Raw genomic sequence first — 10,776 nt, 5'->3', positions numbered from 1 at the left:
AGATCTGTGACCAGCAGGTGTATGAGCCTCCTGATCGCCTGGCTCTTCTGCATCTTGGGCGCGATACCGGGGTGATCTTTCGAGACTTCAGAGTTGACCCGCTTCCAGAGCTCGACGTTGTCGAGGTCGGCCGTCTTCAGCATGCCGGACTCGAGCCCATCGTCCAGGTCGTGGTTCATGTAGGCGATCTCGTCCGCCACGTTCACCACCTGCGCCTCGAGCGAGGGATATCTCTTCATATCCACCGCTAGGCCGCCGAGCTCCGGGGAATCGTACTCGCCAGCGTGTTTGAGCAGCCCCTCAAGGACCTCGGCGGAGAGATTGAGGCCGGGAAAATCAGGATAGCGGCGCTCCAGCAGCGTGACCACGCGGTAGCTCTGGCGGTTGTGCTCGAAACCCCCGTGGTTCGCCATCAGTTCGTTGAGCGCGGTCTCGCCGCGATGGCCGAACGGCGTGTGCCCGAGGTCGTGCGCAAGCGCGATCGCCTCGGCGAGGTCCTCGTTGAGCCGGAGCGTGCGCGCGAGCCCCCTGGATATCTGTGCCACCTCGAGCGTGTGCGTGAGCCTCGTGCGGTAGTAGTCCCCCTCGTGGTTGACGAAGACCTGGGTCTTGTACTCCAGGCGGCGGAAGGCCTCGCAGTGGACTATCCGGTCGCGGTCGCGCGCAAAGCAGGTGCGGAACTCGCACTCGGGCTCCTTGTGCACGCGGCCGCGGCTGCGAGCGCTCTTGGCCGCGTAGGGCGCCAGCATCTCCTCCTCGCGGCTCTCGTATTCCTCTCTTGTGATCATAATACCCCCCACTGCCTGTGCATCTGAGGCTGGACGCGCACGTCCGTCAGGTAAGCGCCGCAGAGGCGCTCGATCGAGGAGAGCCTCTCCTCCGAGATGGCTGCGTTCAGGGAGAGATCGTCGAACGCCGGCTGGATGAATATAGGCAGGTACGTGTTGACGCTGCCCACGAGGCCTATGGCCCTCTGTATGTCGTTGTCCGAGGTGTCGCCCGTCACCACGATCTTCACGTACGCCTCGACTCCGGCCGCGAGCACCGCCCTCAGAAACTCCTCATGTTCCGCCCAGACGGCGGGCCTGCGCGTGGACGACGGAAGCTTCAAGTCCATGCTGACCACCGAGACATGGGGAAGCACCTTGCCGAGGGCCGAGTGCAGCACGCCGTTGGTCTCGAGCAACACCCTCCTCTTCGCAGCGACCGACGGCAGCCACTCGGCCAGGAAATCCGCCTGCTCCAGCGGCTCGCCTCCGGTGATACTCACGAACTCGTCGTCAAACGCCTCCATCATCTCCGCGAGCCTTGTGATCGCAACCGGATTCTTGTGCATGGAGAACGTCCGGGAGCCCGGCGGCGTCTCAACGCGGAAGCCGGCCTCGACCCTCTGAGCCCCCCTCGTGTCGCAGAACGCGCATCTCATCGAGCATCCGCTGAAGCGCACGAAGGTCATGGGCTCACCTACGTATCGCCCCTCCCCCTGCAGGGAGCTGAAGATCTCGACTATGTTGGCCCTGGTTTCCATGGCTGTAGAGACAATCTAGTTCGCATAATATGACACTGAAATCAAACCCATTCGCCTCCGGGTCCCTGCCTACCGGCAGGCAGGCTGTCGCCGGACCCACCCGGAGGCGACCGAAGGCTGATCTATCTGACAATCGGTGGCAGCGGGCGGCCCGTCCAAAAACGATCCGGAATGTTTTCAATTATCTAGGACGCGAAGAACCGACTCATTTTTTCAACATGGCTATTTGATCAGCAGCGTTTCCGCAGCTTCGATGAACTCCTGAGCCGCCTTCACAATCTTCTGTGCGCCTTCATGAGTAAACTCCTCCTCGTAATCGGCATTCTCACGCATGATTTTCGCCACCTGAAGGGCATCGACGTGTTTCTCCTCCAGAGCGCCTTTCTTCACGAAGAGCGCCTCCACCGCGACCCTCAGACAATGATGCGACTTTTCACGGTAACCTGCGCTGTAGATCAAAGCCCGAGCAGCATGAAACATCGAGTAGTAGGCCTGTATCGTGCACCACTTCCATCTCTTATCCTTCATCCCTGTCTGCGCAGTCTCAAGATCGCCCCTGGCTGCTCTCAACTCTTTGTCCACCAGTTCCTTTGCAGCGGAGAGCCTGGTTATCTTTCTCTGCTCTATGCACTCCTGAAACTGCGCCTCTAGCTTCTTTCCCATAGCACCCTTCCCTTTTTGATTTCTTTCGACAAGGCAGGTTCGTCCCTGTCGAACGTAAGCATCTGCTCCGGCCTTTTGATGAGAGGCTGGATCATCTCTGCAAAAGGATGCTTCTTTATTACCTTGAGCACACGATCCTCTGCCGAGGTCACAATGAATATGTCAAAATCGCTTTCGGATGTATGCGTGCCGTCAGCCCTGCTGCCGAAGAGCACTACTTTGGCGCAAAATGGCTTTATCCGCTCCGTCAGTTCCGAGACCGCGAGCATGTTGCTCAAGATCTTGAGCTCAAAGGCCAGAGGGCTTTCGATGAGTCTGCTGAAGTTCATCCTGCCGCGCGGCGTCCTCTCGATCAGGCCGAGCTCGGCGAGCCTGCGCAGGGCCATATTGACCGCCGACTTCCCTGCGCCAAAGAGCCTGCCGGCTATCTCGGTATCGTTGAGCTCGAGGTCGGGATGCTGGAGCATGAAGTCCAGCACCTTGTGGAGTGTTGTCGAAAAGACAGCGGACTTTATGTCGGTCTCTTTTTCCATTATTATGGATTATTATCCATTATTTTGGAACGAGGGTCAAACCTTCTTTTCTGTGGGCTCAGTCACAGGAATATTTCCTGAGATATATCTTAATCATTTCAATAGATTATTCAAATAATCTTATCTCTTCATCCATACCCACTTGAATTTCTTGCCGTCGCAGGGGCAGACGGTGGGGGACCTCCCTTTGCAGCTATTTCACCTTCCCCCAGATCGTCTTAGCGGCGCCTGCGCTCGGCCCTCCCCTGTAGGTGTAGACGAGCCCCCCGCCCTTCCCGTAGACAAAGACGCCCGTCGCGTCGCGAGCCTCGCCCAGGACATTGCGTACGCCCCCCTTCTCGTCGAGAAGGAGCATCGGCGGCACGCCCGGCTTCCAGTCCTTGCGCATGTCATTCTCGGCTATCGACTTCCAGGCGCTCACAGACATGTCCTCGATGAAGATGAGCATCCCCCCCTTGGGCATCGCATCCGGCAGGCACTTGCTCCAACCCTCCTGCACACCCTTCTCGGGAAGGGTCGGCGCTGTCATCACCAGCACCCCTCCGCCCTTGAGGAGCGAAGCCACGTTATGCATCCCCCCGTCCGGATCGGGCAGCGTCACGTCCGGGGCCTCAGCCGCCGCAAGCGCCGCGGCGGGAAATATGATCAAGGCCAACGCCGTCAAAACAAATATCTTCATCTGGCCCCCCTTTCACCAATTGCGAGTTATGATATCGTCGAAGCGGCGACAATGCAAAGGGCCTCTCCCTGACGCAGGTCACACCACCCTCTCCCGCCCATCTTGATTCGGTTGCAGTGAAAGTGGGAGGGGGGTATAGAGGCCTTGTTGATGAGGTGGGGCTTTATAAGCAAAGGATACTTAGCATGAATGGTTATTTGCTTGATACCAATATTTTTAATCATCTAGTGGAAGGTAAAATTAAACTGGACGATCTGCCGCTGGATTATCCAATTTTCGTGACACATATACAACAAACTGAGTTCATGCAGTTCCCCCACTGCGAAAAAAGAAGCCAACTGCTCAAGTTATTAAAAGTACTTCCAGATCATCAAGCGAACTTGCAAACTCTTCTTGCTGACATTTCATGTGCTGGCGATGCTTGTGGGAACGGGAAAATATATGATCAGATTTTATTACGCTTAAACAAAATAGAAAAACGAAAAAGTAACGCCAATGTTCATGATGCACTAATAGGCGAGACCTCCATCATAAACAGACTTGTTTTGATCACAAATGATAAGGACTTTGCACAGGCCGTTAAATCGTTAGGTGGTTATGCGCGTAATATTCCAAGTACAACTTAATTGAAATTCAGTTCAACAAAGAAGCCCTGCTGAAGAACAGGGCTTTATTTTTTGTGAATTATGTGTCCCTGGAATTTCTTAGAATTTGCAAAATAAATATTTTGAAACCGATAGTGCACAAATAGAATACGAGGCCATATGTCCGAACAATCAAACAAATCATCTTCATGCCCTTCTGAGAGCACATGGAAGACTCATTACGAACAACTTGTCAGGAAAGCCCAACAACCATTTAAGTCAACTGTTACATACACCTATCTTGATCATCCGGAGCGTCTTGTTGAACCATTTGGATTGCTGAAAGCACTTGATCTCGATGATTCATTCCTTTCGGATAGTGCTAAAAAAACACTGAGTTGCATAGAGGGAGTTGAGAGTCAATTAGACAATGAACTTTATTGTAAATTCAGATGGCAATTGATGTCATTTGTATATCTGCAAGATATATTTGATGCACCTCTATTTAATCCGAATCCCTTTCCAAACATGTTCCGCCAATGGTACTTCTATTATGAGAGCGGATATATCTTAAGGGAGTTGATTCTTTGTGGTTTAAATAATTTCCAAATATCCGTCCGGGTTTTGTTAAGGTTGTTCATGGAATTTAATATACAGCAGCTCTATATATACAGAGCTATTAACAGAGATAATAGCTATGCAATTCTAGAGAAATATTTTAAGGATCGAAAGAAGCCAAGTTGGAATACTCTTCTAAATGGTTGCCTTCCAAAGGATGGGTTTTCAAAGCCCATTAAAAAAAGATTACATATGCATATGTGCGGTTTATCAGAAAAAGCATCACACGCTTATCATCCAACATCATCTGCGATGCGTTCAGGCTGTTCAAAACCAGAACCTGTTTTAGAAGGGCTGTTCTTTTGGTGTACAGTCCAATTTATATTAGAGTCAGTGCTTTGGGCATATTATGTCAACTTCCCGATGCTGTTCCATCCAAAAAATATTCTAAGAAAGTTTGGCTACAACTCACCAGTCGGCATATATATAGATGAGATGGGCGGTCATGTCGTAAAATGTAGTCTGGATTCAGATGATTATACGCACTTCACTAGATATACGGGACAGAATGATGTCGTTATGGCTACAAATAAATTCTACGATGATCGAAAAGACCTTACTGATGAAGAGATAGCAAAAACATGGGATGGGCCCCTTAAGGGAAAATTGACTGGAATTGTTCAAGGTTATTGCCAAACCATGGCGGGGCAAAGAGGTTTAAAGGAGCTCATGGCAACCAGTTGGGATGATCCTTCATGCGACTATGCAGATAGTGACATTAAAAAATATATCGATATGTTTAGGTATGATCAATGGCGAGCTATATATAAGCATATCAGGTCATAATGACAAACTAAGATTGAGTCTCTTTTTTTAATGCATCCATAATATTATCGATCAGTTGGTTAAACTTATTTCCATATTCGTCACCAGAATCGGATGCAAAAATAATCTTTTCATCCCGCTCAAAAGCCGTTTTGCTTTTTATAGCTTCTTCTCTACCATATTCTTCACATATTAAACGAGATAATCCAAAGTAGAGGCTAACAGCCCTTCCAAGAGCAGACACCTGGTCTCTTAATTCTTCTAGCCATTGCAGATATTGAGGCAATTTAAATAATGCGCAAATATCAGAACGTAACGAAAGCAAGTTAATGAGATTTTTATTAATGGAATCAATTTGTTTTTCGTAGATCCGTACATACGCATCAGGAATTGCTGCTTCAAACGGTTCATCGGTTTCACACCACTCACTATGAGTAAGTCCAAAAGGCTCCATTGAACGCAGTTCATGTACTGACATTTGCAATTCATCGACATATCTGATTGCCATGCGCGCTATATCGAATTTGGTTTTTCCATGTAGCTCTCTACGCCACTGTCTAAATCCAGCAAAACCTAGAATGGGCACTAATAATGCCGATATACCTACCGCCACATTATGAAACCATTCACTCGAAATGCACATTAACAGGGAAATCATCTGTGACCTCTTTCATTACTAGTTGGTGCTTCCGATTTTTCTAGCTATTAATATGTAAGCAAATGCATCCATTAGAATCTTTAAATCTCTACATCCCCATCCCATATATAGTAGAGCTGGGATATGGAGACCATGGCGATATTAACCTCAAACATAACCCTCAATAGCCCTTATCAAACCGTCCTTGCCTCCCGCAATTTGAGTTAACAAGGGGAGTCCCACGCATTTGTATTCACCAGCTATCTTTCCGACCCAGAACTGCCTTTTGTTCCCTTTAGCCTCGTATGTGACTGTGCTTGTTGCGGGGTTTTGTTTTTTGAGTCGTATCCCCGGAACTTGCTTATTTCCAATTTTACTTAAAAACTAATTACCTCATATCCTTGATCTCATAAAGTCAGCTATAACTCCTTCAATAACACCTGGGGCAGGTTCCCATCCATCGAAAAGAATAAAGAGCTCTTTACATAGATCGACTGAATATGATTCGATATTATTTGTTAAGTCCAACAGGGAGAATTCAAGCGAAGAATCAAGTTCATCTTCGTGGCAAGTACGTTCATTCATAGAGAAAGCTCGATCGGGGTTGGATGCTGTTAGTACTCTATTGCTTAAACCATAGTGGTTTAAATCGAATCTGATCGCAACAGTTGGTTCTACACCGAGATTCGTATATAGTCTTTGACAGTGAAGAAGTGCTTCGGTTATTCGCCATATTCTGACGTCAAAAAATAGAATATTATTCTTCTTGCCCCCACGTTTTATATCTTCACCGAATACCCTCATAAAATAGAAGCTGCCATCACGCTTGAGTTTCCATTCATCATAACTGTCATTAGAAGTAATTATGGCAGCAATTGAATCCTTATAGTATTTAGGACGCGCATCCTCGCGATGAAGAGTAACCCCAATGGGCCATCCAGTATTTCTACATTCAGCCTTTTCTTTTGCAGTCAGAAGTTCTTTTTGGGACCAATTATACTTATGATCGCCACTAAGCCAATGCGCCACCTCCCAATAACCCATTCCTTTGATATAGTCTCTTTGTGTCATATTATTATCACCCATTTGTCACATCCTTCTTTGTCTTCTTTATTATATTGTCAATCCAGTTTGGACGTTTATATGGTTTGCTTTTAGTCAAAGATGGTTTTTTTTCTTCTGTGATTATCAACCCAAACTGATCTAGGACATTCTTCATCGCTTGTGCTAATTCTATCTTTTTAACATTAATGCAGTTATGAATTAATTGTTTCCAATGCTCCGTATCTGAAACACGTACAATTTCACCGGCGTTTGTTCTTAAATAAATTCGTCCTGATTCTAATATGTGACATTTATCTTCATTGCAGGTATCGCTCGGGTAGTTTTTCACACAAAAGATTGGGTCTGAAGTGAAAGGGAAAATGGAAAAAATAGGATATTTTTTACCTTCAAACGGAATGAGATCGATAGTAAATAATTCTTCCGCGTGATTAGATGTTGCTATAAATGAATTAACTGCCCTGCGAACTTGGGTAATATCATATGTCGACCAGATATCTTCAGATAAGGTGTCATCCCCAATCAATACGCGTTTTGAACCGCTACTGAATTCTTTAACGCCAACAACAATAGTACCACCACCAGCATTAGAAAAACCCACTATCTCTTTGATTAAGCGTGCTGTGAAATATCCGTTGTTTCTAATAGAAAAGGAACCTGCTGGCTTGTATTCAATACCAGGGTCTTCATAAGGATTAATCACCAAATCTAGTAATCTCTCCTTTTTTTTCTCTGCTTTTGCTTTATTCATTAGATATATTCCTCAATAGCCCTCATCAAACCGTCCTTGCCTCCCGCAATTTGAGTTAGAAAGGGGAAGCCAATGCATTTGTATTTGCCTGCTATCTTTGCAATCTAGAACTGCCCTTTCTTCCCTTTGGCTTTGTATGTGACTGCACATATTGTGATGTTTTATGAGTTATGTGTTGTGCCTGAAATTGCAACTCACACAAATCTCAATTGTACAGTTTCCTTGCAGATTCTTACTTAACTTCTTCTGTTCTTATCTCTCCCCAACTTATTTCATAAATATTTTGTTCACTACTTATGTTAGGCTTTGAGAAGGCACTGGGATTGAATTGAATTTGATAATTCGTATTATAGGTATTATTCTCAATATCGAAATATTTTATATTGACGGATAACTTAGGAAACTGATCAATCGTACTAAAAATAGTATTGTGATTCGGATTATTCAATGTGTACAGACTTACCATTACCAAATATAGTTCCAAATAAGCATTGGGAATTTGAATTAGCTGATGGGCAGAGTCAACATTTCGTAACATTGTACGGAAATGAGCTTTCGCTTGAGAAGTAAGAACGTGACCATGAGCATGTATGGTATTGAAGGGATCGCATGATTTAATTGTCAGCATTATTGAATTGTGTTCAAATTCAAATGTGTATAATTTGTCTGTATCAGCTTTTTTAAGAAACCGAAGAAGTTCGCACAAATCATAATTCCATCTTATTTCTATGTGTTTAGCATGACCATTCCCGATATTGGCGATTTCGAGTCCTACATCACCATCCTCAAAGTGAAGCCGTGAACCTCCAGAACTAGAATTGACCAAGGCAATTTTGTAATTGCTCTCACGAATTATGATATCTGGTCTTTGCGAGCTTAGCCGTTGTTTCTTGATTTCCCGCACCATACACCAGGTCACTATAGCTGTGATAAGTGTAGATACCCCAGCCAGTTCAGGCACATGGTGCGTAATGATGTCTATAAGTTTAGAGACAATTTGAAGAACAGTACTGAACACAACAACTATAAATGCGGTGACTACATGTATATAATCCATGATGCCATCCATATTCTCAGATACAATTTGAAAGGATTCAATTTATTCAACATCTTCCCTTGGAAGAATCAACGACAAATCATTTTCAACATTGAGTCCATAAGCAGCTGCAATTTTTGCGATATGTATGCCAAATACGCCTCTCAGTTCACCAAGCGCACCATTGAATTGCCAACTAGCCCAATGACCTGAATGTGCGCCGTATCTAACAATATCTCCATTTCTAGAATCGGTCAGCTCTAGGAATTTACGACAAGCTGCTCTCAAAGCACGTAGTGATTTTGCAAGTTCACTGTCCTGCTCCAGTTTTGATATCGCATCAGTCAAATATTTTCTGATCTCCAATATCGACATAACACAATGATGTGGCTGTTCCATTTCTGATGGGACATATAGTACACGTCTATCCTCTAAATACGTGACAACATCTTTAGCGATGTCTCGTTCTGTAGATGTGGGATTCCACGAAACTCCAAATACTGGGGTGCTTATTCCCGTAAGGCGTTTAATGATTTCCTTGAATTTCATTATTCCTCCTGTTTAAACAAGAGAAAATAAGCTACCTGGTTGAGCAACATGTGCCTTTCCGTCGAAAAGACGATCCATAATTAATTGAGGTACGATTCGCCGTGCAGCACCTTCCATGGCACGTAACACTGCGTAGCTTGCATCAAGTTCTCCTTCTCGAATTTCTCGCCATAGTCGTGGACGATATCTTACGAGAATGCTCGCTCCATATAAACAAGCAAATAACAGTGTCAGTGGTTGAAACTTTGTCCCCAAAAGAGGCTTTATCCACGACGTGGGGCAATTTGCAGAATGATACACACCAAGCTCACTCCCCCAATGCGATTCAGATGGAACGTATATTTTTCCAATCCAATAGTTGCTATCGTTTGAGGCATTATACAGCTGAATGTCTTTCAAGGGTAGCTTAAGGACATCACGAATAAATTCTTCTTCAAGATTGGTAACAGATTTAAAACCAAGCCACACATCTCCAAAACCAGGACGTGGTAAACTGGACATCGGTGTTCCACGTGAGATGAGTTCTGAGTTACGTTCAGTTTTCTCGTAGAAAGATCGATCACTATAGAAGACATGAACAGACAGAGGTGGCTTTCCATATGCTGTTACATATATGGAGGAGATTTCAGGTATTCTCGCAAGAATATCTCCCATGCTAAAAAGACGTGCCTGTTGCTCTGAAGAGAAGCTCTTGTATAACAAGTGAGACTTTACCGTATAGTTCTCCGGTTCGATACCTTCATATCGAAGCCAGTGGACAAAAAATCCGTCCCCCTTCACGAAGAGTTTGAAACTGTCTGGGAAATCTATGTCTTCATCAATTACGTTTCCCAGACCATGTCCCTGCGCAGTTGTTGCTTCCAACCGTTCCAGATCGTATGGAGTTTTAGGATCAGCGATGAGAAGCGCTCCAATGAACCAAAATAAACCATAATAAGAATTCAGAAGGCGTTGACTCCAATCAAGCACGCCTGTATCCCAGTAATTGAATGCGTTGCGGATACAATACGCAGCACCAGTTGCCTTAGCATTAAGAACTTCCGTTGAAAGAGTTACAGATATTCTTTCAGCACGCCGTTTAATCATCCGGCGAGCAACAACACGACTTTGCCACAATGAGAGGTGTACCCATATTTGCTCGATGGGGTTTTCTGATTGAATGATTAATTTCTCTTCATTTTCATTATTCACTTTGAACTCCGATTTTTTTACAAATTGATAGCAGTGCATAGACATCATTGCAGAAATTATATCTTGGTCAAGGGGCCTTGTCCCTCCCTCCCAAACAGATCCCCAACCCAGGCTCTGGCACGGATTTTTATAACTTTTTTTATAACAAATCCTCGTAACCCGACGTTCAGGGTCGGGACT

13 protein-coding genes are annotated in these 10,776 nt (G+C 45.5%); 2 read left to right on the top strand and 11 right to left on the bottom strand.

Features of this window, described 5'->3' with window-relative positions:
• The 5 genes from WC683_08490 to WC683_08470 all read right to left on the bottom strand — a co-directional run.
• On the bottom strand, window positions 1-788 hold a 788-nt coding region (locus WC683_08490; GenBank protein MFA4972638.1), incomplete at its 3' end, for a deoxyguanosinetriphosphate triphosphohydrolase.
• Window positions 785-1,528 (bottom strand): 7-carboxy-7-deazaguanine synthase QueE, encoded by a 744-nt coding sequence (locus WC683_08485; protein ID MFA4972637.1) that lies wholly within the window; start codon window positions 1,526-1,528, stop codon window positions 785-787. The genes WC683_08485 and WC683_08490, both read right to left, overlap by 4 nt.
• A gap of 222 nt (window positions 1,529-1,750) precedes the next feature.
• On the bottom strand, window positions 1,751-2,191 hold the full coding sequence (locus tag WC683_08480; GenBank protein MFA4972636.1) for a HEPN domain-containing protein: 441 nt from the start codon (window positions 2,189-2,191) through the stop codon (window positions 1,751-1,753).
• Window positions 2,176-2,724 carry a nucleotidyltransferase domain-containing protein gene (locus WC683_08475; GenBank protein ID MFA4972635.1) on the bottom strand — a complete coding sequence of 183 codons (549 nt, stop codon included), beginning with the start codon at window positions 2,722-2,724 and terminating at the stop codon, window positions 2,176-2,178. The genes WC683_08480 and WC683_08475 overlap by 16 nt, the downstream gene beginning before the upstream one ends.
• Before the next feature lie 193 nt (window positions 2,725-2,917).
• Window positions 2,918-3,403: a hypothetical protein gene (locus WC683_08470; GenBank protein ID MFA4972634.1), complete on the bottom strand. Its 486-nt coding sequence runs from the start codon at window positions 3,401-3,403 to the stop codon at window positions 2,918-2,920.
• A gap of 116 nt (window positions 3,404-3,519) precedes the next feature.
• Here WC683_08470 and WC683_08465 point away from each other — a divergent pair, with 116 nt between their 5' ends.
• A complete protein-coding gene (locus WC683_08465; protein ID MFA4972633.1) occupies window positions 3,520-4,029 on the top strand; it encodes a hypothetical protein in 510 nt (169 codons plus the stop codon).
• Between the two features lie 138 nt (window positions 4,030-4,167).
• Entirely contained in the window at window positions 4,168-5,391 is a 1,224-nt protein-coding gene (locus tag WC683_08460; protein MFA4972632.1) for a hypothetical protein, read from the top strand.
• Between the two features lie 7 nt (window positions 5,392-5,398).
• On the opposite strand, the gene WC683_08455 is transcribed toward WC683_08460, so the two are convergent.
• The 6 genes from WC683_08455 to WC683_08430 form a co-directional block, all read right to left on the bottom strand.
• Window positions 5,399-6,028, bottom strand: a complete 630-nt coding sequence (locus WC683_08455) for a hypothetical protein (GenBank protein MFA4972631.1) — start codon at window positions 6,026-6,028, stop codon at window positions 5,399-5,401.
• Window positions 6,029-6,400: 372 nt separating this feature from the next.
• Window positions 6,401-7,093, bottom strand: a complete 693-nt coding sequence (locus WC683_08450) for a hypothetical protein (protein MFA4972630.1) — start codon at window positions 7,091-7,093, stop codon at window positions 6,401-6,403.
• A complete protein-coding gene (locus tag WC683_08445) occupies window positions 7,086-7,820 on the bottom strand; it encodes an RNA-binding domain-containing protein (protein MFA4972629.1) in 735 nt (244 codons plus the stop codon). The genes WC683_08450 and WC683_08445 overlap by 8 nt, the downstream gene beginning before the upstream one ends.
• A 232-nt stretch (window positions 7,821-8,052) precedes the next feature.
• Complete coding sequence (locus WC683_08440) at window positions 8,053-8,889, bottom strand: hypothetical protein (GenBank protein MFA4972628.1); 837 nt, start codon at window positions 8,887-8,889, stop codon at window positions 8,053-8,055.
• 30 nt (window positions 8,890-8,919) lie between these two features.
• The gene (locus WC683_08435; protein ID MFA4972627.1) at window positions 8,920-9,405 is read right to left on the bottom strand and encodes a DUF6650 family protein; all 486 of its coding nucleotides are present in this window, start codon (window positions 9,403-9,405) and stop codon (window positions 8,920-8,922) included.
• 12 nt (window positions 9,406-9,417) lie between these two features.
• Window positions 9,418-10,644 carry a hypothetical protein gene (locus tag WC683_08430; protein MFA4972626.1) on the bottom strand — a complete coding sequence of 409 codons (1,227 nt, stop codon included), beginning with the start codon at window positions 10,642-10,644 and terminating at the stop codon, window positions 9,418-9,420.
• Window positions 10,645-10,776: the final 132 nt, after the last annotated feature.

This window comes from bacterium (assembly GCA_041648665.1).
GTDB lineage: Bacteria > UBA10199 > UBA10199 > 2-02-FULL-44-16 > JAAZCA01 > JAFGMW01.
This window is presented reverse-complemented; position numbering and strand designations above follow the sequence as displayed.

Coding starts and splice junctions, on each gene's coding strand:
- WC683_08485 (MFA4972637.1), bottom strand. CDS start 1,528: ATGGAAACCAGGGCCAACATAGTCGAGATCTTCAGCTCCCTGCAGGGG.
- WC683_08480 (MFA4972636.1), bottom strand. CDS start 2,191: ATGGGAAAGAAGCTAGAGGCGCAGTTTCAGGAGTGCATAGAGCAGAGA.
- WC683_08475 (MFA4972635.1), bottom strand. CDS start 2,724: ATGGAAAAAGAGACCGACATAAAGTCCGCTGTCTTTTCGACAACACTC.
- WC683_08470 (MFA4972634.1), bottom strand. CDS start 3,403: ATGAAGATATTTGTTTTGACGGCGTTGGCCTTGATCATATTTCCCGCC.
- WC683_08460 (MFA4972632.1), top strand. CDS start 4,168: ATGTCCGAACAATCAAACAAATCATCTTCATGCCCTTCTGAGAGCACA.
- WC683_08455 (MFA4972631.1), bottom strand. CDS start 6,028: ATGATTTCCCTGTTAATGTGCATTTCGAGTGAATGGTTTCATAATGTG.
- WC683_08450 (MFA4972630.1), bottom strand. CDS start 7,093: ATGGGTGATAATAATATGACACAAAGAGACTATATCAAAGGAATGGGT.
- WC683_08445 (MFA4972629.1), bottom strand. CDS start 7,820: ATGAATAAAGCAAAAGCAGAGAAAAAAAAGGAGAGATTACTAGATTTG.
- WC683_08440 (MFA4972628.1), bottom strand. CDS start 8,889: ATGGATGGCATCATGGATTATATACATGTAGTCACCGCATTTATAGTT.
- WC683_08435 (MFA4972627.1), bottom strand. CDS start 9,405: ATGAAATTCAAGGAAATCATTAAACGCCTTACGGGAATAAGCACCCCA.
- WC683_08430 (MFA4972626.1), bottom strand. CDS start 10,644: ATGATGTCTATGCACTGCTATCAATTTGTAAAAAAATCGGAGTTCAAA.